Annotated in this window: 29 protein-coding genes and 1 tRNA gene; 6 read left to right on the forward strand and 24 right to left on the reverse strand. The window is 46.3% G+C overall.

The genetic code is table 11. From position 1 onward, the window contains the following. Positions 1-87: 87 nt before the first annotated feature. The 5 genes from V7051_RS15635 (at position 88) to V7051_RS15655 (ending at position 4,331) form a co-directional block, all read left to right on the forward strand. Positions 88-897, forward strand: a complete 810-nt coding sequence (locus tag V7051_RS15635; protein ID WP_333876421.1) for a spermine synthase — start codon at positions 88-90, stop codon at positions 895-897. After that, complete coding sequence (locus V7051_RS15640; protein WP_333876420.1) at positions 897-3,059, forward strand: YgiQ family radical SAM protein; 2,163 nt, start codon at positions 897-899, stop codon at positions 3,057-3,059. Before V7051_RS15635 ends, V7051_RS15640 begins: the two co-directional genes overlap by 1 nt. A gap of 53 nt (positions 3,060-3,112) precedes the next feature. Continuing rightward, positions 3,113-3,188: transfer RNA gene (locus V7051_RS15645), tRNA-Thr, on the forward strand. A 395-nt stretch (positions 3,189-3,583) separates the two neighbouring features. Beyond that, positions 3,584-4,078 carry a hypothetical protein gene (locus V7051_RS15650; RefSeq protein ID WP_333876418.1) on the forward strand — a complete coding sequence of 165 codons (495 nt, stop codon included), beginning with the start codon at positions 3,584-3,586 and terminating at the stop codon, positions 4,076-4,078. Continuing rightward, entirely contained in the window at positions 4,071-4,331 is a 261-nt protein-coding gene (locus V7051_RS15655; RefSeq protein WP_333876416.1) for a Txe/YoeB family addiction module toxin, read from the forward strand. The genes V7051_RS15650 and V7051_RS15655 overlap by 8 nt, the downstream gene beginning before the upstream one ends. A 1,017-nt stretch (positions 4,332-5,348) precedes the next feature. On the opposite strand, the gene V7051_RS15660 is transcribed toward V7051_RS15655, so the two are convergent. The 3 genes from V7051_RS15660 to V7051_RS15670 form a co-directional block, all read right to left on the reverse strand. Next, positions 5,349-5,867, reverse strand: a complete 519-nt coding sequence (locus V7051_RS15660; RefSeq protein ID WP_333876414.1) for a hypothetical protein — start codon at positions 5,865-5,867, stop codon at positions 5,349-5,351. Continuing rightward, positions 5,864-6,274: a hypothetical protein gene (locus tag V7051_RS15665; protein WP_333876412.1), complete on the reverse strand. Its 411-nt coding sequence runs from the start codon at positions 6,272-6,274 to the stop codon at positions 5,864-5,866. Before V7051_RS15665 ends, V7051_RS15660 begins: the two co-directional genes overlap by 4 nt. Positions 6,275-6,544: 270 nt before the next feature. Then, a complete protein-coding gene (locus V7051_RS15670; RefSeq protein WP_333876411.1) occupies positions 6,545-6,718 on the reverse strand; it encodes a hypothetical protein in 174 nt (57 codons plus the stop codon). Positions 6,719-7,749: 1,031 nt separating this feature from the next. Here V7051_RS15670 and V7051_RS15675 point away from each other — a divergent pair. Next, positions 7,750-8,091, forward strand: coding sequence for a DUF1640 domain-containing protein (locus V7051_RS15675; RefSeq protein ID WP_334181156.1), 342 nt, complete (start codon positions 7,750-7,752; stop codon positions 8,089-8,091). A gap of 389 nt (positions 8,092-8,480) precedes the next feature. Here V7051_RS15675 and V7051_RS15680 read toward each other — a convergent pair whose 3' ends face one another. The 21 genes from V7051_RS15680 to V7051_RS15780 all read right to left on the reverse strand — a co-directional run bounded on the left by V7051_RS15680 (position 8,481) and on the right by V7051_RS15780 (position 23,265). Further along, complete coding sequence (locus V7051_RS15680; RefSeq protein ID WP_333876406.1) at positions 8,481-10,772, reverse strand: hypothetical protein; 2,292 nt, start codon at positions 10,770-10,772, stop codon at positions 8,481-8,483. 129 nt (positions 10,773-10,901) lie between these two features. Further along, positions 10,902-11,180 carry a hypothetical protein gene (locus V7051_RS15685; protein ID WP_334168753.1) on the reverse strand — a complete coding sequence of 93 codons (279 nt, stop codon included), beginning with the start codon at positions 11,178-11,180 and terminating at the stop codon, positions 10,902-10,904. After that, the gene (locus tag V7051_RS15690) at positions 11,170-11,385 is read right to left on the reverse strand and encodes a hypothetical protein (protein ID WP_333876403.1); all 216 of its coding nucleotides are present in this window, start codon (positions 11,383-11,385) and stop codon (positions 11,170-11,172) included. Before V7051_RS15690 ends, V7051_RS15685 begins: the two co-directional genes overlap by 11 nt. Positions 11,386-11,415: 30 nt before the next feature. After that, positions 11,416-12,987 carry a hypothetical protein gene (locus tag V7051_RS15695; RefSeq protein ID WP_333876401.1) on the reverse strand — a complete coding sequence of 524 codons (1,572 nt, stop codon included), beginning with the start codon at positions 12,985-12,987 and terminating at the stop codon, positions 11,416-11,418. Between the two features lie 2 nt (positions 12,988-12,989). Continuing rightward, positions 12,990-13,526, reverse strand: a complete 537-nt coding sequence (locus tag V7051_RS15700) for a helix-turn-helix domain-containing protein (protein ID WP_333876399.1) — start codon at positions 13,524-13,526, stop codon at positions 12,990-12,992. A 47-nt stretch (positions 13,527-13,573) separates the two neighbouring features. Further along, positions 13,574-14,143 carry a helix-turn-helix domain-containing protein gene (locus V7051_RS15705; RefSeq protein WP_333876397.1) on the reverse strand — a complete coding sequence of 190 codons (570 nt, stop codon included), beginning with the start codon at positions 14,141-14,143 and terminating at the stop codon, positions 13,574-13,576. After that, complete coding sequence (locus V7051_RS15710; protein ID WP_333876395.1) at positions 14,136-14,714, reverse strand: helix-turn-helix domain-containing protein; 579 nt, start codon at positions 14,712-14,714, stop codon at positions 14,136-14,138. Before V7051_RS15710 ends, V7051_RS15705 begins: the two co-directional genes overlap by 8 nt. A gap of 59 nt (positions 14,715-14,773) precedes the next feature. Then, on the reverse strand, positions 14,774-15,328 hold the full coding sequence (locus V7051_RS15715) for a hypothetical protein (protein ID WP_333876393.1): 555 nt from the start codon (positions 15,326-15,328) through the stop codon (positions 14,774-14,776). Positions 15,329-15,457: 129 nt separating this feature from the next. Then, positions 15,458-15,910, reverse strand: a complete 453-nt coding sequence (locus V7051_RS15720; RefSeq protein WP_333876392.1) for a hypothetical protein — start codon at positions 15,908-15,910, stop codon at positions 15,458-15,460. 55 nt (positions 15,911-15,965) lie between these two features. Further along, positions 15,966-16,769 (reverse strand): hypothetical protein, encoded by an 804-nt coding sequence (locus tag V7051_RS15725; RefSeq protein ID WP_333876391.1) that lies wholly within the window; start codon positions 16,767-16,769, stop codon positions 15,966-15,968. Then, on the reverse strand, positions 16,750-17,649 hold the full coding sequence (locus V7051_RS15730) for a helix-turn-helix domain-containing protein (RefSeq protein ID WP_333876389.1): 900 nt from the start codon (positions 17,647-17,649) through the stop codon (positions 16,750-16,752). The genes V7051_RS15725 and V7051_RS15730 overlap by 20 nt, the downstream gene beginning before the upstream one ends. After that, entirely contained in the window at positions 17,639-17,974 is a 336-nt protein-coding gene (locus V7051_RS15735) for a hypothetical protein (protein WP_333876388.1), read from the reverse strand. The genes V7051_RS15730 and V7051_RS15735 overlap by 11 nt, the downstream gene beginning before the upstream one ends. Then, entirely contained in the window at positions 17,974-18,177 is a 204-nt protein-coding gene (locus V7051_RS15740; protein WP_333876386.1) for a helix-turn-helix domain-containing protein, read from the reverse strand. Before V7051_RS15740 ends, V7051_RS15735 begins: the two co-directional genes overlap by 1 nt. A gap of 141 nt (positions 18,178-18,318) precedes the next feature. After that, complete coding sequence (locus V7051_RS15745) at positions 18,319-19,050, reverse strand: hypothetical protein (protein WP_333876384.1); 732 nt, start codon at positions 19,048-19,050, stop codon at positions 18,319-18,321. An 18-nt stretch (positions 19,051-19,068) separates the two neighbouring features. Continuing rightward, the gene (locus V7051_RS15750; RefSeq protein ID WP_333876382.1) at positions 19,069-20,277 is read right to left on the reverse strand and encodes a tyrosine-type recombinase/integrase; all 1,209 of its coding nucleotides are present in this window, start codon (positions 20,275-20,277) and stop codon (positions 19,069-19,071) included. A gap of 370 nt (positions 20,278-20,647) precedes the next feature. Then, positions 20,648-21,175 carry a hypothetical protein gene (locus tag V7051_RS15755; protein WP_333876380.1) on the reverse strand — a complete coding sequence of 176 codons (528 nt, stop codon included), beginning with the start codon at positions 21,173-21,175 and terminating at the stop codon, positions 20,648-20,650. Between the two features lie 16 nt (positions 21,176-21,191). After that, positions 21,192-21,407, reverse strand: coding sequence for a hypothetical protein (locus tag V7051_RS15760; RefSeq protein ID WP_333876379.1), 216 nt, complete (start codon positions 21,405-21,407; stop codon positions 21,192-21,194). Continuing rightward, positions 21,398-22,231 (reverse strand): metallophosphoesterase, encoded by an 834-nt coding sequence (locus tag V7051_RS15765; protein ID WP_333876377.1) that lies wholly within the window; start codon positions 22,229-22,231, stop codon positions 21,398-21,400. The genes V7051_RS15760 and V7051_RS15765 overlap by 10 nt, the downstream gene beginning before the upstream one ends. Beyond that, on the reverse strand, positions 22,228-22,563 hold the full coding sequence (locus tag V7051_RS15770) for a hypothetical protein (protein WP_333876375.1): 336 nt from the start codon (positions 22,561-22,563) through the stop codon (positions 22,228-22,230). The genes V7051_RS15765 and V7051_RS15770 overlap by 4 nt, the downstream gene beginning before the upstream one ends. A 14-nt stretch (positions 22,564-22,577) precedes the next feature. Beyond that, on the reverse strand, positions 22,578-22,808 hold the full coding sequence (locus tag V7051_RS15775) for a metallophosphoesterase family protein (RefSeq protein WP_333876373.1): 231 nt from the start codon (positions 22,806-22,808) through the stop codon (positions 22,578-22,580). A 4-nt stretch (positions 22,809-22,812) separates the two neighbouring features. Continuing rightward, positions 22,813-23,265, reverse strand: coding sequence for a metallophosphoesterase family protein (locus tag V7051_RS15780; RefSeq protein ID WP_333876372.1), 453 nt, complete (start codon positions 23,263-23,265; stop codon positions 22,813-22,815). Between the last annotated feature and the right edge of the window lie 348 nt (positions 23,266-23,613).

Genomic DNA, 23,613 nt, shown 5'->3' on the forward strand with positions numbered 1-23,613 from the left:
AAACAGCGTCTAAAATTTACCGTTCTCAACGCATGCCGCATTCTACTGTATAATGTTTAGCCAATCTTTTAAGAACTTACCGCGTTTATGTATAAATATAAAGGCCGGCTTATCTACGAAAGCCACGATGATGACGGCATTTTGGAAGTTATCGAGCGTGACGGCGTAAGATCTCTGCACTTTGGCTCGTTCCCCCGGCAAAGCAGCATGCTGCTGACCGATCCGGACAAACTGTATTTAAACTATGTGCGAGCCATGACCAGCTGGATGTTATTCAAACCCACGCTCGATGATCAGGCTTTGGTTATCGGCTTGGGCGGCGGTTCATTAACCAAGCATCTGTTGCATCATTTTCCGGAATGCCGCTTGAAAGTCATAGAATACAGGGAAAGCGTAGTCAAGATCGCGCGCAGTCATTTCGGCCTGCCTCTGGACCCGCGCCTGAAAGTGATAATCGATGACGGTGCGAAATATGTACGTCAACGAACCGAGAGCCAAAGCGAACAATACAGCCTGATGTTTATTGATGCGTTCGATCATGAAGGCATGGCTCCATCAATCAGTAATCATGCTTTTTTCGATGCCTGCAAAATGTTATTAAAAAAAGACGGCATGCTGGTCATCAATCTTTGGGGCGGCGTCAGCAATCCTCTATTCCAGCAGGTTGCCTTGTGGCTGGGAAGCACTTTTGACTGGAGAACCCTGTTTCTGCCGGTTCCGGACCGGGGCAATATTATCGGCCTGGCTTTCAATAAAGAGGCTCCGCTGCATTCCATGAAGGATTTGAGAACCCGTGCCATTATTCTTGAACAGCTTTACCAGATCGAATTTATCACTTATTTAAAAGAGATCGTTAAACACAATTCCAGCGTCATCAACAACTCGATACAAAAATAATGTCTACAGTCTTGCAAACCGAACCCAACCTTTTTAGCTACCGGAAATACTGGGCGCAGCGCTTTGGCACCGCCCCTGTTTTACCGATGAGCAAGGCCGAAATGGACGAACTCGGCTGGGATGCCTGCGACGTAATTCTGGTGACCGGCGATGCTTATATCGACCACCCGAGTTTTGGCATGGCGCTGATTGGAAGACTGCTTGAAGCGCAGGGATTCAGAGTCGGCATCATCTCCCAACCCGACTGGACCAGCGCACAAGATTTCGGCAAGCTGGGCCGTCCGAAGCTGTTTTTCGGCGTGACCGGAGGCAATATGGATTCGATGGTCAACCGTTATACTTCGGACAAAAAAATCCGCTCCAACGACGCCTACACCCCGAATGGTGCAGCAGGCAAACGCCCTGACCGCGCCGTCAACGTCTACTCGCACCGCTGCCGCGAAGCTTACAAGGACGTGCCTATTATTATCGGCGGTATCGAAGCCAGCTTACGCCGCATCGCGCATTACGATTACTGGTCGGATAAAGTCAGAAAATCCGTGCTGTTGGATTCCAAAGCCGACCTGTTGGTTTACGGTAACGCCGAGCGCCAAGTTGTGGAAATCGCCCATCGTCTGGCTAACGGCGAAGCCATATCAGAATTAAAAGGCATACGCGGCACGGTGCATTTTGTTAAACAAATACCGGAAGGTTTTGCGGTTAAAGATTCAACCGATATCGATCATCCGGGAGCGATCATGCCGCCGCAAAATCCTTATCAGGAAGAGCCCGCTTGCGATAAAAAACCTGATGATAATACCGGCGAAAAAGTAGTTCGCTTCGACAGGCAACTCATCAAAGATCAAAGAGCGAAAACCGTTATCCGCCTGCCTGCCTATGAGACGGTAAAAGACGACCCGATTTTGTATGCCCACGCTTCGCGAGTCATGCACGGCGAAACCAACCCCGGCAATGCGCGACCGTTGATTCAATTGCACGGTACGCGGCAGGTCTGGATTAATCCGCCGCCTATTCCGCTGACCACCAAAGAAATGGACGGCGTGTTCGACCTGCCCTACTCCCGCATACCGCACAAGGAATACGGCAACGCCAACGTGCCCGCCTTTGAAATGATTCAGCATTCGGTCAACATCATGCGCGGCTGCTTCGGCGGTTGCACATTCTGCTCGATCACCGAGCATGAAGGACGAATCATCCAAAGCCGCTCGGAAGATTCCATTATTAAAGAAATTGAAGCGATCCGCGACACCTCGCCTGCGTTTACCGGCCATATTTCCGACTTGGGCGGCCCGACCGCCAATATGTACCGGCTGGCCTGTAAAGATCCGAAAATCGAGGCCGCCTGCCGCAAGCCATCCTGCGTTTATCCCGGCATTTGCCCTAATCTGGATACCGATCATACCCCGTTGATTAAACTCTACCGCAGAGCTCGCGCCTTGCCCGGTATCAAAAAAATCTTTATCGCATCGGGCTTGCGTTACGATCTGGCCGTGGAATCGCCGGAATATGTCAAGGAACTAGTCACCCACCATGTCGGCGGCTACCTTAAAATCGCCCCGGAACATACCGAGCAAGGCGTGTTATCCAAAATGATGAAACCGGGCATGGGCACATACGACCGCTTCAAGGAAATGTTCGATAAATATTCAAAGGAAGCCGGTAAAGAGCAATACCTGATCCCGTACTTTATCGCCGCACATCCCGGCACGACCGACAAAGACATGCTCAACCTCGCGTTATGGCTAAAGCGCAACGGTTTTAGGGCCGACCAGGTGCAGGCATTCTTGCCCTCGCCGATGTCGATCGCCACCGCGATGTATCACTCCGGCAAAGACACGTTGCGTAAAGTCAGTCGAAATGCAGAGGACATCGCCATACCAAAAAGCGTCAAACAGCGTCGCCTACACAAAGCCTTCCTGCGTTATCACGACCCCAAGAACTGGCCGTTGTTGCGCGAAGCTCTAAAAGACATGGGTCGCAGCGATTTAATCGGCAATGGTAAGCAACATTTGATCCCCAGCTTTCAGCCCAAAGGTACGGTCGAAACGCCCGACAAAATTCAACGTTTTAAAACCAAATATACCGGACTGGACAACACTCGTTCCGGGAAAACCAAGCCTCACTCGACCAACAAAAACAAGTTAGGAAAAAGGCCGAAATAATCGATAAAAATACTAGCCAAGAAAAAAATGTTGTGTATAATACCCGCTTCTTCGCTGGTGTAGCTCAGTCGGTAGAGCAGCTGATTTGTAATCAGCCGGTCGCGGGTTCGATTCCCATCGCCAGCTCCAAGAATATCAAGGCTTTAGGTGCAAACCTAAGGCCTTTTTTATTGCCTGTTGTTTTTCTGGTCAACCTCTGGTCAACTTTTAAAGTAAAGCTAGAGTATTTTTTGGTAATGTAGAGTAAGATTAATTTTAATTTCGACCGCAACACTTGCCGGAATTCCAGGTGCACAAAAACCGCCGTCACCCGGTCTTTGTGTTGCCCAGTGACTGAATTAAAAGTGGTCCTAGAAAGTTTTTTGTCCTTCATTTTCTGCTATATCGGGTCGAGAACATAACGGTTCTGTTGTGGAGGCTATGGCGGTGAATTTTATGTCGGTTGTTTTTGGCAGAGAGAAATTGAATAGGCTATACTGGCACCTAAGTAAATAAGCAATATCAGTAAATCATCGGGGTAAAAAATGAGCGTAACTGCGCAAGATTATTTAAATCTGGTTGACAATGACGCGAATAATATCAATAGCATATTCAAAGGCTTGGTTCATAATAGCTGGGTAATAAGCGCTCATTGTGCTGCGGCTTATCTTGATTCAAAAATAATGCTAAAAGACATTACACTGGAAATATCATTGTCCGATCAATTGGTTGATGAGAAATTTAATCTTATAGCCAGGCTTGATAAAATACGAAGTACCGTTAAAGAGCTGCGTCATAAAATGAACGGTAGCTTATTTATGTGCCGGTATTTCTTGAAAAAAACAATAGATAATTGCGAGTTATTGGTTAAGGTTATTATTGAACATGACGCAAAAGTATTAGGAATCCCCGATACAGAACTCCCGATAGATGAGCTTATGGCCGAATTAAATAGTCCAGAAAATAAAGAAATGCTGGGGCGGTCTATAGCTCAGCTAAGGCGCGGGAATTTCTCTACACATAAATTGAACTATGAGTGAGGTTTCTTTTACGGAAACCGCATGGGAACAATATATTGAATGGCAAACTGAAGACAAAAAGACATTAAAGCGGATTAATCTATTAATTCAAGATATTCTGCGAAATTACTTCACTGGTATCGGAAAGCCAGAGCCATTAAAGGGGAATTTATCTGGATTTTGGTCAAGGCGTATTGATGACTCAAACAGAATAATTTATACAGTTGACAATGACATTATTCAAATTGTCGCTTGTAAAGGGCATTATTCTTAAATCATCCTGTAAACTTCTAACTAAACCCACTCTGAGTGGGTTTTTTATTGCCTGGAATTCAGGCGCTGGCAAAAGTGGTGACTTGTCGCCTGTTCTAAAAACGGGTTCTCGCGCCTATCCTTACTATAAGGTCTTAAACCATTCCCTGACGACCAACTGAGGATTCATGAGATTTTTTGATCTTAAAAATACTGATTATATTGCCTAGCGTTAGAAATTGGTGGATGATAAGAAATTTTTATAAGTATCCAAACGCTCTATGACTATCGTTCAAGCTATGACTCTAGCTATTGCCCTACTTGGTGCGGTTCTTGGTGTTATCAACACTTGGCATGCAATTGATAAGTCTCGCGTAAAGCTCCGAGTGCGTCCGAAACAAGCCATACCTGTTGGCGCTGCCGATCCAGATCTAACATTCTGCATTGAAATCACAAATTTAAGCGCGTTCGCTGTGACAGTTTATGAAACTGGTGTTTTTTACAAAGGTACCGACCGGCGTGGAGCATATGTCCAACCAATACTAATTGATGGGAAAGGCTGGCCACGACGTCTTGAACCACGAAGTTCAGTAACTGTTTACGGTCAGCCTCCAAGCACAATGCCTGGGCATCCATTGAAGTGCTCTTATGCTACTACCGAATGTGGAGTTACTAGCACGGGCACCAGCCCCGCTTTTAAGCAGCTTGCCAAAAATCAGGTTTGATAATTGGCACATTAAAAGCCAAACTACCGCAATTCAGGTAGTTCAACGAGTCATTGAATTAATTACCGGGAGTGATATAGGCGGGATTCCGCCTATTGGACAAAATCAACCAACCAATTAGGCGCGCCATTTAAAACGGGGGATTTTCCTCCTTCGATTGATTTTATTGAAGAAATCTAAACATGGCAGCAGCCCACTTTTGCAAATCTCAGCGCGGGAAGTTCTCCGGAACCTGGGGGGTTAAAGTCTTGGTTAATTCTCACCATGTTGCGCACAAAAAAGCCGACAACCCGTTAAGGCTGCTGGCCATTTTTTTATGTTTGAAGCTCGGCTTGCTGCGTAGGCCGCTTGGCCATAATCGCAACACAAACAGCGTAATATTCTTTGCCTGGGCTGTACCATTCAACGCGCCATTTATCATCCAGCTTTATAGCTACAAGGTCGCCGTCCTCGGCCAAGCATCCTCTACGCATTGCTAACCTTTGACCAATCTTGGCGCGCGGGGAAAACTCATTCGTGGTTAGCTCTATGCCGAAGTCCGATTTCGCATCATCAATGCTTTGTTGGACACTTGCTACCTCCAACATATCCTCAAGCTGGCTTTCGATTATCTTAACCGCATGTGACATTTCGGCTTCTGGGGATTTGCCGTTGCGAAAGAAATCATGGACCTTTTTGGCGTGGTTTAAGGCATTAGAGAAGCGTTCAAGGTACTGAGGTGATAGCTGCTCTTTGACGCTATTGATTCTTTGTTGCAGTTGGTCTAAGAGCTGAGCCGAGCTATCGGCGGTTTGGTTTTGCTCGGATTGAGCTTGAGCAACGGTGCTGTTCATGCCGCACCTCCGGTAACTTCTTCGGTATTGTCGACCTGTGTCCTTGAAGGGTATGTCGCCAGAACCGAACACGATTGAGTCACATAATCACTTAAATCTCGAATTAGAGCGCCAGTTAGTTCACGAAATGCAGGTACTTCACCCCCTTTAGTTTCATGGATGGCTCTATGCCTCCAGTGCTCGATGACTGCCAATAACACTTCTAGCGTTTTTTTGTGGTGATTTTCGCTAAACAAGGCTAAATGTTCATCAGTAATGAGGAATCTCTTATTTCCTACATCGATAAAAAGTCGCGGCGAGTTGGCATGCGGATCGCGTGATGTTGTGTTTTCGGATTTTTGCTCTGAATTTTGAGCGGAATTGTTCGGTCCTGAATTTTGGATGGATTGAGGGTGTTGTTTAGTCATGGCATTATCTCGGTTATAGATTATAAGCCGGCACCATGATTTTGAGCGGGCGCCGGGCTGGACGAAGTTGGCGTTCCGGAACAACAGAACCGGCCAGTCTTGCGACTGCTCCACCCAGCCCGACATAAAGACGTGCTGAATTTTGCACAAAAAAATACCGCAAGAAGCGGCTTTGTGCGCTGTTGTATTTCCGAGACGCCAATCTCGACACTCAAATGTGTGAGTGCGCCAAAAGTATAACCCCGCATTCAAAAAATTGGCAACTAAAACTTATTCTTCGGTGTGAGGTGAAGCCGGTTTTTGGATCATGCCCAACTTGGTCATAGCCTCCAGCTTAGCTTTCTGGGCGGTCCGTTTTTCCGCGAATGTGGGCGCTCCTGCAAGGATTTTGTTCTGTTCGGCGATGATGCGCTGGAGCTGTTCTTTTTCTTCCTGTGAGAGCATGTGTAGCGTCCTGGTGGTAGCGGCTGAGGTTGGATTATGCAGATAAAGCGAGGGCTATTTCAACTTATTGCAAAAAAGCTAAGTCATTGATTGATATAGACGGTATAAACCATACCGTCCATACAAATCAACAACTTTACCCACAAACCAAGCTTAAGCCGGGATTATAGACAGCCCTACAAAAAAAACGCTTTGAGGTGTTTCACAAAAGCAAAAAGGCGGGGTTGTTAGCGGGTGGTCAAGAGCCACCCGTACCCGCCTTTTCATAAAAAAGCCTTCCAGATAATCCCCGGTCAAGAGCCGAAGGCCAGGAAGGCTTAAAAAAAGCCTGTGAGGAATACACCCCCGTTATCGAAGCCGGATTAACCGGTTACGGGAATATCCCCCACAGCAGAACGTTAAGCTCCGGATTCAATATAGCAGAAAATATGAAGGCCAGAGAGGGGGATTTGTAGGGGTTCACCCTTGAGGTGAGCGGTGGCAAATAGAAAAGGGCTAACCCGCCGCCCCGGTCAAGAGCCGAGGACGAATTAGCCCCACAAGAACCAGCAAGGCGAGTTCTTGCCCCGACTATAAACCAATATGAAGAAGGTATCAACGTCGTCGTTAACGCTCATCATTACGACGAACCCTACCCAATCTAAATACGGTCTGCGGCCGCTTTTGTAAAGGTGAGATGCGTTCACCTTTACACTTTATAAACGTGCGCTGCGCCCACAATTGGATTTTTTAAATGTCCTCTGAGGGGACATTTAAAACGGGGGATTTACCCCATTTTATTGAAGAATTTTAAATGTAAACGCGGGTGACATTTACAGGTCGGAACGAATGGAAAGGGGTGGCGTTTCACCACCCCCATTGGGCAGGCGATTACAGCGCAATGCAAAAAGGCCAAATCGTTGAAATATACAGGGTACGTCAAATCAGCGTACCCAATTTAAGGATTGCGCTAGACCAAGGGCGGCGATCCGCTTGACAAAGATAAGCCATAAGGCTAATTTGAAAGAAATTAAAGATAGGAACCTATGCCAATGACCACCGTTACTTTCGATACCCATGATTTCGTTAAAAAGCTGAAAGGTGTCGGCTTTAGTGAAGAACAAGCCGAGGTGCTGACCGACTTACAAAAGGCTACTGTTTCAAATACGCTGGAACAAGCCCGGCATGATTATGAGCTTGATGATCTAGCCACTAAGCGGGACTTGAAAGAACTGGAGGCATTATTAAGGCGGGACACGAAAGAATTGGAACTAAAAGTTGCAAAGGACATTGCTGAATCCAAGGCCGACCTAATCCGATGGGTAGTGGGTGTTGGCTTGCTGCAAATAACGATTATTGCGGGACTGTTGTTTAGGCTGACCGGCAAGATTTGATAATCTATTTCTACTATCGAGGCAGCCCATGCCATACAAATGCAAAAGAAGCGGTTGTACTAAAACATCTATCTACCGAGACGGTCCAAGCTGTAGTCGTTGCGACTCGCCGGAAGCAAGGAAAGTTTCGTTTGGCAGCGATGCGATTATTTCCCCATCATTTGAATCGGATTCAAGCGGCTCAATCGATTCGAGTAGTAGTTATTCTGGAGGTGGTAATTTCGGTGGCGGCGGCGCGAGTGGGAGTTGGGATTGATCGCGACATTGGTTAAATTGCTTTAAACCACTCCAGGCACTGATTTTAAATATGGTCCGCTGCCACCTTTTGTAAAGGTGGTCAGCGTCTACCTTTACGCTTTTTGAATGTGGGATTTTCCCACATTTAACATTTAACCCCGGCTCGAATACCCGCCAGTCACAATATGCGCAATCCCCCTATCCTTAACATCCTGCCCAACGTCCTGTGCGGGCATTGATACCGTCATACTCCGGCTTGAGTTACTGGCCAGCGGCTCTATTATCGGCGGCGCTTCGGCGATTGGCGGAGGCGGCGCGAATACCGGCGGCTTTACGGGCGGTGCTGAGGCGACTTGTACTTGGGCTGCTTTTCCTGGGCCCGATACAAAGCTATTAAGCGACCTATAAGGATCCGGGTTATTTGCCGCCGCAAACGCATCTAAATACTGCTTGCCCTGCTGCTTTCTATAGGCATTGGCTTGCTCGTCGCTGGCAAGCTCCATTGTTCCGCTTTGGTTATCGGTGACTTGAGCATTTCCGCCTTCAAGGGGTTCGTATTTGTAGCGGCCGCTCTGGGTTGGATCGTCGGATATGGATGCTGTTGCGGTAGGCGTAGATGATTCAGGTGCTGGCGATTCTGGAACAGAACTAGGCGCTTCACCCTTGGATGCCACTGATAAATCGACCGTGTTGTTTTCTTCGCTGTCGTAGCGAGATAAAACATTCTTTAAGTCAGCACCCTTTAGGTTTTCAGATGCATACTTGCGCCTTTCAGCGTAAATAGCTTTTAACTGATCTGGTGCCGACATAGATTTAAGGTCGTAGTTTTGGGCTATACGAGGTAATACCTTAGAGTTCCATCCACCATGTTGAACAGCCCCACTAAACATAGCCTCTTGAATGCCACGGTCCTCGGTATTAAATCCCAATGAGCCCGCTTTTTTTATAGCCGGATCATAATATTGTTTTCTCCCTGATGCTTCCTGCGCAGCCAAAAATCCACTTGGATCATCCTTTGCAATTTGCTCCCATTTTTTATTGAATCCGGCACTACCTGGCGCGCCACCTTCTGCGAGTTGGGCGGCGTATTGCGGGTTGTCTTTTAGAAATTGCGGCAAGCCGCCTTCAGTGTTGAATTGATACCTTCCGTAGGCGGAGCCGATATTGTCTTTATGTGCCGAACCAATGTTACCCTCATAACGGGAACTAATATAACCAAGGCCTAGATCATTATTAGTTGCCCGGTCAGAAATATTCTTAGCGCCTTCTTTAGCCTTTTCCCACAAATTACCGACTGCCTCAGCTGTCTTTGGAGAGCTTTTCTTAACAGCCTCAATTCCCGCTTCGGCTGTTTTCTTGGCGACATCAGCCCCTTTGCTGACTGTATTAGTGGCCGCTTCCACCGCTTTTTTGCTAACATCCACCACCGGTTTAAAAATGGCCGGAATGTCGATTCCAAACTTATCCTTCAGGAATCCGGTAAATGATTCCCAAGAAGACACCATGCCGCTAATCAGGCTATCAAAGCCGCCTTTTACGGTTTCCCAGCCCTTGCTGATCGATTCCGATACTGGAGCGAAGGCGGTAACCACCGTATTCCATCCGTCGATAACCTTAGCGCCGACCTCGCCAAAGAATTTTTGGCCTTCTTCGGTAAATAATCCCCAGGCAACCGCCGCCGCTGCGCCGATAGCCAAGCCAATCGGCGAGAATATAAAGCCCAATACGCCGGTAATTCCGGTTAACAATAGCGGCCCAAGACGGGCGAGCATGCCACTGATTAACAGCATCATTCCTCCGCCTGAGCCACCGCCGCCGTTACCGCTTCCTGCGCCTGAATTGCCCTCAATATTACGAAGAATCCTATTTTCTACGCGATTGAATGCAGACTCCTCCCTTCTAAACTTATCGAGCGAATTAAGTATTCTTCTATACCATCGCTCTTTTTTTTCTCCATCGTCTTTTTTGCCATCACCTTTCTTTTTGCCACCACCAATACCACCAGAAAATATCTGATAGCCGCGCGCAAGCGGTTCAGCGACTTCTTTAAATGCTTTGATGGTTGGATCGGCTTCTTCGGCGCCAGCAGTTGTTGCGGTTATGGCTGTGGCAATCCTGTTTGCGAAGCCATTCAAAAGGCGACTCTGTTCTTTTTCTTTATTTTTATTTTTATTTTTATCCTCGGGATCATCACCTGGCGCTCCAGATGAATCCGCCCCAGCATTTCTGTTTGCAATAAATCTTCCAGAAGCATCACGGATTCTTCCGCCTGGCGTAGCCACTTCACTTGAACTTACCGACGACAAGAGCCTGAGTGCCGGACCTTGATTGCCACTCCGCGCCCCGGTTGGAGTTGCCACCATGCTACTGATCCGCGCATTACTGCCGCCACTGGAGGCGCGAGAATTGCCGCTTTCTCGGCTGTTTGTTGATGAACTCAGCATAGCGCGCTTAATATCATACACATCGTTTCTAATGCGCCTTAAATGGTCTGATACACGGCGAATATCGGTAACGGTATCGCCCGTTAAAAAACCTTGTGAGTCGGATTGTAATGGCATGGTTAAGCCTAATTAATGTTTTGTATTTGATGGAGGGGGGATCTGACTAACAATTGTGCGGCAAGTCAGCATTAGTTGAAAAAAAGCCCCTTCATCAGCTCTGTTTTCAAATTTAATGGTTTTATTATCGAGCGCGCGGACCAACGTTATAAGATCCTGAGCCAATGCTTGATCGACTTCAGTCTGATTGCAGCTGTTGATCGGATCAAGGCGCGACAGCACGACCAATTTTTGGAACGTGGGGCTGTTCTCTAGGTCATCATCGGAGCATGTTATTGATTTAGATTCCATGTTGTTCACCTCCCATGACATCAAGTAACTTACTCGCAGACAATGCCCTTGCTTCAGCCGAAGCCGTTTCATCCTGCATAATTTTTTGAAGCGTCTTTATCGCAATCTTTTTAATGGCTTTAGGTCCTTGGTAACCGACTGGACGCCCGGCATTAGGCCGTACACCCCCTCTTTTTGACTTTATGTTTAGTGCTTCGCTTTGCATTATCCGCTCCAGATTATTAAATTTATTTTGTTAAGCCACATCAGCAAACATATTCTCGGCCTCGGCCTTGGCTGTATCGGCTGCGGTTGCTGTTTCGCCCAGGCCGCTGTTCTCGGCCACCATGTAAGTATTAGCATCCTCAAGCCAAACAAATGACATGGCGTCGAATATATCCGGCGATTTAATGCCTTTCTTGCGCATTTCCTCCTTCTTTTCCATGACGTAGCGAAGGCCGCCCGCCTCGGCAAAGTGATAAGGCAATCGCGCCCCTTGCAGTAATATTTTGTTCTTCAGCTTTTTGTCTATGTTTTGCGGAAGAACCACCCGGCCAGACCTTATTGCATCCCTAAACCTAACCATGGCACACGCCCGGCGATTATAAAAACGGTCCCGGTATTCTTTCTTGAAGCAAGGCTTGCCCCAGTCAACCTTTACCACCGGTACCCCGGACGCCTCAATCAATTTGTTTATCGTGGCCCCGACGCCGCCGTTATCGACCAACAGTGTTGCGTTTGACAACTTACCCACCAAATTAACCAGATCCCCGGCGAAAATGATTTCATTCTTGGCGTTGGTGCAGTACGGTATCTCGATATACTCAACGCGTCGGGCATCAGCGCCTAAATCGCCCATGCCAATGACTTTTGCCACCACGGCGACCGACTCATCCCGGTATTCACCCAAGCCAACGTCGGCCAGGACAAATAAACCATAGGGCTCGTCATCTTGAATTATCTTGCGCGGCAAGAATGCCTTTTCAAGTTCGACCCTGGTCAACAAGTTGCTGCCAGAGTTCTCAGCGAATAGCCCAAGAATACGTATTTGGTATTCGATTGAATCCCTGCCGCCGGTTTCATCCAATCTATCTTTAAGCCACTTCGCTGTTACAAATGGTGACCGCTCAGAACTGAATTTAAGCGCCGCCCACGACCCGCCGTTTTCTTTAGCAAGGTTGTGGTGTGTTTCATAAAATCGACCGGCATTCTTCACGCCCTGTGATGCTAATAAGGTACGGTTACCCGGCTGAGTCTGGGTGCCCTCAATTACGTCAAAATGTTCATCGGAAACGCCCGCCGCTTCATCAATGATTATCAGCTGCCAGTATCGGTGCTTACCCGCTACGCCGATTGACTGGCCTTGTTGCATGGCTACTTGGCTAATAAACCACTGCTCGGCAAACCCTTTGACGGCAACTCTGGTTTTAGTGATTTCATAATATTCATTGAGCCAAGCATAAGGACCGTTCGCAATGGCTAAATAAACATCATTCATTTCCTTCCAAACACCATCGGAAACTTGATTGATGCGCGGCGCCCCGATATAAGTATTCGAACCTATCTCGAGCTTACCCTCATAAACGGCAACCGGGTGGCAAAGCAAATGCCATAAAGCTATCCGCCCAAAGCCAGCAGTTTTACCCGTACTGGTGCCGGAAACCACTGATACTTTGGCATCAGGCGGGCTAATTCCATGAAGCAATTCTTCCTGATCAAAAGACGGCGACATTCCGCATACGCTAACAGCAAAACCCAAGGGGTTTGCATGGTAGCGCTCAACGAAATCCAAATACCTTGGATCATGGAAGATAGTTGCTTTAGCCACGGTTATTCTTCAGTTGCAATGCCGCGTTCTTTGAGTACTTCTTTTTGCCGCTCATGGGCTTCGGCCATCTTGGTGATGAATTGATTTTCGATCATTTCAAGAGTCTCTTTATCGAGCTTTACTGAAGCACTAACGTCTACCTTATTTCTCCACTTGTCAGGCTGACGGTTCTTCAGCCAGAAGCAGGCGGCCCCGGTATCTGGTGGATAGTGTTTAGTTATTTCGGTTAAGGTTATCTGGCCTTGGTAATTCGAAACGTGGGTCTCTGGGTGGCTATATCCGGTTGCTCTGCGGTAAAGGGCTTGAGCGACATTGGCATCGGCTACAACCTTACCGCGCTTCAAAGCATCTAAAAACTTAGGTTGCTTTTGTTTCCAGAGATTGATAGTGCTTTTGGCTACGTTAAAAAATTCGGCCAGCTGCTCATCAGTCGCACCGAGTAAGCAAAATTTATAGGCAAGATCGATGTATTCTTGTTTGAACGCTGTAGGCCGTCCGCCCGCATTTTTTTCGTTTGTTTCTGTTTTCTCTGCTTTCATTTATGTATTCCTTTTTTATGGAGTCCGAAATCCCATATTCTTGTTTTTTAAATATTGATTACTGACTTGAGCGAGTCGCGTGATTTAGCCAACTGCTGGGCGATATTGCGGGCTTCCTGGGTGGTTTCATTGGCTATTCTGAGTAGCTTTGCCCCAAGCCTTAGCTCGGTATCGAAGCTTGGGTTTAGTGAGCGAAACCGGGTTACCAGGTCTTTAAATTCGGCTGTTTTTTGCAGGTTGATCGAAACCGCGCTTTCAATGGCTGAAATATGCTCGTATAGCTGCCGGATGGGGTTGTATTGGATTGACTGGGATTGCCTTACTGTCTTCTCGATTTTGCTTTGCAGCGCCTCGGAGTGGTTACATTGCCACTCGTCGGTAAGGCCAAGCAGATAATCGGTTGAGACTTGATAGGTTTTTGCGGCCATAGAAATCACCCAAAATGGAATCGAATTGGTATCGCTGGCAAGTTCGATCTTGGTCAGCTTGGTTGAATTTGCATAACCAAGCCGCTTTGCAGCTTCTATCTGGCTGAGGCCGCATAATTCTCGAGCAGCGCGCATTCTCATGCCGAACGTCTTGACCAGTTCCTTTGCGTGTTCTGGGGGCTTAGACATGGTTGACCATTTGATTTGTTGGTTCTTGAATTGAATAGCTGTTCAGTTCCTCAAATGGCAAAATACCGTACCGGACCATTTTGCAAGTTGCCTCATGCCCGGCCTTGTCAGCTAGATCAAGGTAGTGAATGACCGGAGCACCGGCCACCATCTCATCAAAGCCAGGATTTAATTCCCAAAACCTAAGCATCGCGTCATAAACGGCTCTAATCGCTGGCGCCAGTACGATGACGGCCTCGGATAAGGCGGCTATCTGGCCGTTTTGTTTGACCATCTCCGCCGCAATTTTGGTTTGCTCTGCTATGAGCAAACCCTGCAAATGAACTGAAAAATCTCGCTCCTTCCTAACTTCCAGGCACTTTTCCCAGTCCTCGGCCTCACCAAAAAGGTAATCAATCGACACATCGAATATTTCCGCCGCCTTTTTTATTGTGCTCAAAGGGGCGGTGTGAATGCCTTCTTCCAATTCGGTAATCTTGGTAGCCGAAACACCGAGCCAGTTGACTACTTGGTAGTCATAAATTCCTGCCAGTCCCCGCGCCTCCCTGAGTCGGGCCACAATGGTTTTCAAGACTGCGACCTCGGTTTTGTTTTCTGGCTGTACAGACGTAGTTGCCATTGACATGCGAATTACTCGCCAACCTGCCGGCTGTTTAACGCGGGCAAAAACGGCTCTAATTTGGCGCCATCCAGCAAGCCAACATCGAATCTTGGCGAATCAGCGAGAAACTGCTCGATCTTTTTTTGTTCAGCCTCGAGTTCGACAATAGCGGCTTTGTGAGCATCAAGTTCAGGCTGAGGGTAAGAAATAAGCATCTCAATTTCAGCAGGTGCGAATCCTTTTTTGCGGAGTTCTTCGGTTTTAGATTTGTGCTCTTCGATTTTTTGCCCAATCGTTTTGTGATGTGAATTAATATCTGCCGGAATCATAAAAAAGCGCAAGCCTGCTGCCTTTATTAGCACTTCTGGCTTATTTTCGATCTGCTCTTTGGCGCGTTCTATGACGCTATCGGCTTTAGATGTGAATTTTTCTAACCAAACAACAAAGGCGGCGACTTTTTCCCGCGCATATGGATCAGAATTAAGCGCTTGAGTGTCGACTTGCTGCAAAGCAGCAATCGCCGGGCTAAGCCGCTGCTTGATATGATGGGCTCTCTGTAATTCGGATTTATTAACACTTTTCATTTTGAAATGGCCTTTTGATTTAAATTGAATAACCTGTGGTTATGATGGATTACGAATTGGGGCTGATTTGTTAGGTTTTCCGAGTGCCAAACAGGCGCTGACAATTGCATCGCGCCTGTTTGGTAGTTTTTATCGAACTGCTTTGGGAACGTTTAACCCCTTGGACGGATCGTATTTTTTTAATTGGCTCATAATTGTGAACAGCAATAGCGCCGGCCGTTTTAGCCCGACATTGTCCAACCAAGCGAGTAGTCTAATAATTGCTCTGGGTGGCATAGCGGCATGAAACTCTACCCAGCGGGACTCCCGATAGTCGGCGTCGAATATGCTTAACGCCATCATGATTCTCCGGCGCATACGCAAATGCCTTTTGGACATGTCGACCATGCAGATACCGGCTTGGGTTAAAAACACTTCACCGGCAGCCATAAAGAACATGTCCCCATCCAAGTATTCCGTAGGGATGGCATCGATAGCGCGGATAACGCTTAGATGGTTTCTGCCAAGTAAAACTGCTAAATCTTCGGCCGCTATTACGGCCATGCCGTTTTTAATTTGCAGCATTGATTCTATTTTCTTCATTTTTGTATTTCCTTTTGGTTGATGTGATTGTTGATTATTTGATGCTGCTTATTAATTAACCTGATTCGCTGGTTGCCATCGGTTGAGCTTTCTCCTGCAATTTCTGAGTAACTCGATCAAGCATTTCCTGCCGGCGCGCCTCAAAATCAAGCCGCTTTTGTTCACGATCCAAAGCTTTTTTGTGTTCTTTTTCCGCTAATTTGCGTTGCCCGTCGGCTATGGTTTGCTTAATATCCCCCCATTTTGCTTTTAGCTTTGCGTCGTTATTCGGTGGCTCGCTGACTTTACCCGTCAGCAGTCCGGCAATAGGTCCGGCATCCATTGGTTCCGGCAAAAACTTATTTGCTCGATCCTGAGAAATACGCCCGGCAGCAACGGCTTTTTGCAATGCGGGTTCAATGCGCGATTTATCGAAGCCGACACAAACACTCCACGAAACGGGCCTTTGCATCAGCACGGCTTCAGCGCAAAGTCGATCATAGGCGCTCTTGAAAGCCATTCTTGCCGCTATCTTGTCGCCTTCTGCAAGAATGCCGCTGGCAATGCCGTATGCCTCGGACATTTCCAAAGTCCATACGACGGTTTCAAATTCGTCATTCGGCATCATTGCCCAAGCCTCATCGGCGGTTAAGCGCTTATTGCCGGACTCAAGCAGTTCGATGATGTCATTCGCAGTTGGCGCAAACTTGGCGGTCTTTCTGTGATGTTTTAACGCAGCCAGAACAGACTCAATCGAATAATCCTCAAAGTCATCGAATATCGACACCATTGCTCTTGGTGATAATATCTTTCCGGCCGCCATGGCCTCATGCGCATCCGCCCAGGCATCTGAAAATTTATTAAAGTCTTGCTTGTGCATCGAAAACCTCTGTTGCTGTTGAGTCTATTGCGTCGGCATCACCGCCCGGATAGGTGTAGACAGGGCGTGTCGCGGGTTGCTTTCCAAAACCTGAATTTCTATGTGGTGTAGAGCTAGGGCTTTTTTGCATAACCTCCCACGTCTCTAAGAAAGCCCTGTCAGGACCGAAGAACGTCGCCGCTTGCTTGACGTATTGGGTTCCAATATTGCCCTCTGCCTGGCAAAACGCTAAGTAACGCTTAACCCCTGAAGTCATTTCGTCTACCGTAGACCCGTCTCGTAATCTTGCCTTCCACGCGCTGAAAGCTTTTTCCTTTGGGTTGTCGCCTTGTCGCTTTGGGTAAATCGAAAAGGCGCTGTTGAATTCATCAGAGTATTCTTTTTTCGCTGCTCGTTTCCCTTCTTCCGCTGACGGTGCCAATCCCGCTTGATCGACATATTCTTTATTGGTCTGTTCTATGGTCTGTTCTATGGTCTGTTTTATGCCCCTTACCGAATCAGTAACCGTTTTAGTTACCGAATCGGTAAGGGTTTTAGTTACTGAATCAGTAACCGTTACCGGATCAGTAACTGTTACCAAGTCAGTAAGGGTTTTAGCAGCTAAAGCAGGTATCAAGAATTTATACTGGGTCGCCCTTGATCGACCACCATCACCCAACTTTTGCAGCCACCCAAAACCAACCAGACGCGTTGTTGCTGTAGAAATTTTGCATAACGGAAGATTGCATCGCGTTGCTATAAGTTCGCGCTTAGGCCAACATAAATTTGTTGCTTTATCTCGCCACGACAGGATGGCACCCAAGACACGCAAATCTGTTTTTGTTAACCGGTCGTCCATAAATACCTCTACCGGCACGATTGAAAAAACATTAATGCTCATCGCGAATCCTTCGCTCCAACTCATCAATCGCGGCGATAAATCTATCTAACCTTTCGCCCAATTCTTTTCTTAAGACAATCAGTTTTGATGGATCAACAAAATAGACCTTGTAGTGGGTTCGACGCCCGGAATACTTAGCGATGCCACCAGGTCTGGTTTCGTCCAGAATCGGCCAACCCGCCAATCTCAATTTGTAGACTGGATGGCGTAGGCAGTAACTATGAGTATCTGTTTGAAAATCCAAGTGGCTGATTTTTTCGCCCTTGAGCATCATCGCCAGAGCAGCGCCAGCCAAGGATTGGATCGTGGGATATTCGGGTGACATTAAGCACCGACCTTATGACGCTCAACATACGCCTTTAAATCAGCCGTAGAATATCTAACCGACTTGCCGATTTTTATATACGGGATATTGTTTTCGCCCGTTGAACGCCATTTGATAAGCGTACTTGCGGGGATGTTTAGTAGTGATGATGCGCCATCGGTATCGGTGATAACATTCGAATCTAAGTTTAATTTCTGAATCATTCTCAGCCCTCCTAGAGCTATTAACTTGAATGATTCGTAGATTAAAGAAAGGTTGTTTTTAAGGATTTACAGTTGCAAAATATTTTTGCAACTGGGCATTTTTCGCGCCGAATGGAGGTTTTTTTGTGAAGGGTCTCGGTATCAAATATTTTTATTTTTAAAATTCTTTGCATCCGCCTTAACTTCATCCGCAGTCGGCAAATTATCTTCCACAAACCTAGACCAATCTTCTTTCGGACTACTTATCCCAGTCTCTTTGCATTTTACTTTTGCGACAGGTAAGGCATTTTTCGATACATATTCAGCCAAGGCGGGGGCTATCACTTTAATAGCACTGGCTTTGTTCTTCCACGGGCGCGATATGTACATGTCGCTTACAAAATCTTTTTGCTTTTTAGTGTATTTCTCGCTTTTGTCTTCCTTTACTATTCGTGTCCGAATCCGTGCAATAGCATTTGCACGGTCTATTTCCGCAACTTCGCCGACACGCTTTGATTTCTGTAGTACAAAATCACAATAATGGCGAGCATCAACAACAAACGTCCAAGCTTCGTTTAATCGTCCTTCGTCAAATGCACGTTGCGCCTGACAACAATACGCACATGAAACAATCAGCGCACCCAATTTAGTAAACCTTCCGGCTCCATAAACACTTTTTCCGTACTCCTTGGATACCGCTTCAATGTGCGCCTTAGCCAATACATCACCGCTTGTATGCTCACATTCGTACATTTCCTTAAAATAGGTGTTTATAAATTCATGTGGTAGCGTGTCTGGATGTAGTTCGCCGTAAAGCGCTGATAAGTTAGTCAGTAAAACATCAACCTCCGTTTCTGGTGTCCTTTGATGACGTGGGATATTAAAAATTGTCATAACTAAATGCCTTCCACGTTATTTGATTAGGTGTCGAGCTGATGAGATACTTACAACATTATCAGTGCCAGCAGTGACACGATCCTGAATAGTGTCGGCAATTTTAAAGGTCGCCTGTCTCAAAGTATTGGCTTCTGGGTTGATATAACCGCCTGTCACATCGCCATCAGTCGCATGATTCGCCAAAGCTTTAAGCAAGCTAAACGGAATCATGGCCGCCTCGCCAATGGTTAAGAATGTTCGCTTTAGGTCATGACTGCTAAATGTAATACCGGTTTTTTTACATATCTGTGCAATAGGCTTGCGCGGAACATCCATAACGCCATCTTTATTTCCGCCTGGAAAAACATAACGACCGGCACCGGTTTTTCCATGCAGGGTTCTTAAATAAGGTTTAATCTGCGGGGCGATGTAGGCGGTAAAGTCGCTATGGTTCTTAGTGTCCCTGGCGGTAAAACAATCGTTTTTAAAATCAATATCGCTCCATTCCAGATAACGTACATCCTGATCCCTTAAACCGGTATGAAGCAAAAGCAATAAATAGACTTTGGCCTGCTCATTTTCTAAATGTAAAACAGCTTCGTACCAGTCTTTGATATTATCGCTCGGTATCATGCGTTTTCTGCGTGTTGGCTTTGCCCACAATGCTCCATCTCTTAATACGTCGACGGGGTTTTCATCGACGGCTTTTAAAGCGATTGCATAATTCATCAAAAGACGTAACACCCGCATTTTATTATCAGCTCCGCCGGTAAATTGTTTCCTGCGCGCCAGCACCATGTCTCTGGTGATTTCATTAATGGGCTTATTCAACCAATCAGCAAAGCCAGCAGGCGAGTTCATTATTTTGGTGTAATCCTTTATCGAGGCTTCTCTTAGCCCTGACTTATCCGCCAAATACCTGCTGAATAATTCCATCAAAGTGATGTTTCTGAATCGCTGCTTTCTTTTTTCTTCGATAGGGTTTATGCCGTTAGCCAAATCTACTAATGCTGCTTGTGCTTTTTTTCTGGCATCGCTTACGGTCATATCAGGAAATCGCCCCAAAGTTATGCGCTGAGTTTTACCGTCGGCTGTTTTTTTTAGTACAACGAATGATTTGTTTCCAGTGTCGCTGACTCTACAAGTGAGTTTCGGACATCCAGTATCGTAATAATCGGCGCGGCCAGATTTTGGGCTCGGCAGCTCTCTAATTCTGTCTTGAGTGAAATTTATTGATACCGCCATACTAATCCCCTAAAAATCCGGGTCAACCTCTGGTCAACCAATTAACCGTGTTTTTAGTATTTTAGAGTATTGCTGAGTAATGTACAGAATTATTGAAAGCCAGTATTACCAAGGGCTATGCTACCAATCGCCAGCAATAGCAAGGCGCATAGAACATCGGATCGGGTAATTTGTAATCAGCCGGTCGCGGGTTCGATTCCCATCGCCAGCTCCAATAATTTCAAAGGCTTGCAGAAATGCAGGCCTTTTTTATTTATCTCTGGGTTAGGTATGGGTTAGGATCTAGCGGGAAAGCAGTAGCATTCCAGAGAATCTTTTGTTGCCAAACAGCACAGAAAATCCTTTTTCAACTACTAAAGTTGATTAATGATTAACTAGCCTTACTCGTACATAATTTCCACAATTCAATCAAATATTGCACATCAGGCTCTGCCCTATGTCGTGTTCCAACCATTCTTCTGGCCTCTAACTTCAAATTTTCGTAAAGCTGCCAGCGCTTTTTTTCATCAAATTCAATTTTTGTTAAAAGTGGAAGCATAATGGCATCTGAGTGGACAACTTTGAATTGGGCATAACCCAGTGCTGATCCTTCTGAATAAAGAACATCAACCCAGTTCTCATCAAATGCCCCGCCATCCGCATAGATAATTTCGCCCGGCTTGATTGACTGACTCATGAGATTACACATCTGTTTTGGGTGTATACCTTCTTCCCTGCACTGTTTGCGGCTTAACCCATGCATTTGCTGAGCGTTGTAATCCCAATCTCTCCAGCCATCCACCGCATACGGATTGATTAACCGTCTCTCAATATTCCCCTGATGATCCGACCATGCAATCTCTATGGGATAACTGTCGATGCTAAGCGAACTCGCCTCGACATCAAGAAATCTGGGCATTATCATTGTCTTTAACCTAATTATGTTTTATCTCATCGTGAAGTTCTTTTGCCAACTGATAACCAACAATTGACGCTAGCTCATCCTCTAAGCATTCAAAACATACCATTCCACCCTTGGCTGGATTGCTCTTGCAACAGCTACAGGTGGAAAAAGTTGTTAGGTAAACTGGGTAATTTTGCAGCAGCTGAGTTGCCAGCTTGATCGCTTTTGCCGCCTGGTTTACAGACATATTATTTTCCCGGCATCAAAAGTCTTGGAAATAGGCAAAGTCGGATACCCTCGTGGGTTACTGACAACGCGAACTCCTGCTACTTCATAATCAACCGGCTGATGAATATGACCATGGCACCAAAGATCTATTTGGTCTGCCCTGTTTGCGATAAATTTTTCTAAATCTGACGCGTAAGCATAGTCTATATTGATTATTGATCGAAGGGATGGAGCGTGATGAGTAACAACAACGGTCTTTCCCTGATAGGGCTTATTCAATTGCTGACTTAACCAATCCAGAGCTTCCCGATGTAACACGTAAGCAACCGTCGGTGAGAAGCATTCAGGATCAAAGCCGAAAGCGTTCTCGGAATCCATTAGTCGCAATGCCTTTTCCTTGTTATGTTCATTCCTCCACCATGCTGGGCATTTTATATAATGATAGTCACGCATAGTGCGTTCGGCTTCTGCAATGACTTCAGATGAATAATTGTCGAAATTTGTCCACAGCGTCGTGCCGAGAAACCGGACGCCGTTCATAATGACAGAATCGTTATCAAGCAAATGAATACCCAGCTCAGTTGCAATGACGCGCATGTCATCAATCACGGATAGATCAGATTCGTAATATTCATGATTGCCGCACACGTAAATGATCTCTTTGTCTACGAAACGATTCCTGGCCCAGATCAAGCCGTTAAGCCCTTCTCCGATATCGCCCGCCAACACCACCACATCAGCATCCTCCGGATAGCTAAATTTTAGGCAGTCATAATCCATATAGGGGTCAACAACAGCTTCAGGGTTTTCGGAATGGATGTCACTGATTAAAAATATTTTCATGTGTTAGCTCTCTCATCGTATTCGTTAGTTACATCTTTTTCGTTTCGAACATGGTTGAAAGCTTTCCAGCGCTCCCAAACATAATCTGCGTCATCGTTTTCCCCGGGATGACCCAGCAAAGCATAAACTCGCCCTGATCTTGTTGTAATCTGCATCTTTTCCCGATCGAACGACTGTATAGCCGACGTTGTTCGGCCTGAGCTAATCTGGGGAATGTGACCGATCAGGTGACGTGTTGGTTGTTCACTTTCGCCCCAAACAACTTCTTTGATTGACCAAGCCATGATGGCTACCGGAAAATTATTTGTGGGTTCTGCTACGCCATAAATCATGTTCTTACCTCCTTTCATCTTTTCATGAGTTGTTCGCCGGCAAGATTGGTAACGCCGCCACTGGTAACACCGGTCACCTCAATGCCGGCGGATAGCCTATCTCGATAAAAAACATGATGATGACCATGGATGATGTGCTTGGCGCCAATGGCTTTACCCAGTTCATCGATTGCCTCAAATCCATGCCGATGGCAACTGGGCGCTTCATGGGTCACCAAGATATCCGCCCTGATTTGTTTCTTCATGTTTTCAAAGTCGTGGTGCCAGATCCGCAGCGTCAAGATGCCGAGAGATTTTTGTCACGATGCTTGACTGATGTTTTAGCCAGTGTTTTTTATCCTGCCATCTGGGGATACCGCCCAGCATCCAGATCCGGCCCATGAATATTCCGCCTAATCCTGCAATTCTAAGTCCACCCACCTCAACAACCTTTAGGTGCAGGTTGTTGTAGGAAAGTGCGGAATGGAATAAATTCTCATGCTCTGCTGTTGAATCAAAATCATGGTTACCCGGAATCCAATAGATCTGGGTCATGCCGACAAGGGTTCTCAAGTAATTTTCGAGGGGGACCTCTAAATTGTAGTCACCCAGCAAAATAACGGCTTCAGGACGGTATTTATCTACAGCACTGATAATGTTCGCGAAGCATCCGTGCGGATCTTCGCAAAAAAGAATTTTGCTGGACATGCTTTTATCGCTCATCAAGAATCCATGAGGGTTATCCACCCATTTTGTGGATAACCTTGTCGTTAAATCACTCTATTTCACTGTTAAGGATTGTAAATATTGAACTTTTATCAATTTGACTAAAAACTAGTCAACGCGACTTAAAAAACCAATGCCTAAGTTGCGATCTTTTTTGCTGTCCGTATCACTGGCTCGGATATCTTCAACGGTAAGGTAATTACGACCGTCATACGCAGCCAGGCCAAAGCATTGCTCCAGCATCTTGCGAACCTTTCGTGGATGGTACTTGCAGAGCTCATGAATCACCTCCGGAAATTGTCAATCTAGTTGTCGCCTCGTTGGTTAAATTTATACGGCGGATTT

This window comes from Methylobacter sp., from assembly GCF_036845245.1.
GTDB lineage: Bacteria > Pseudomonadota > Gammaproteobacteria > Methylococcales > Methylomonadaceae > Methylobacter_A.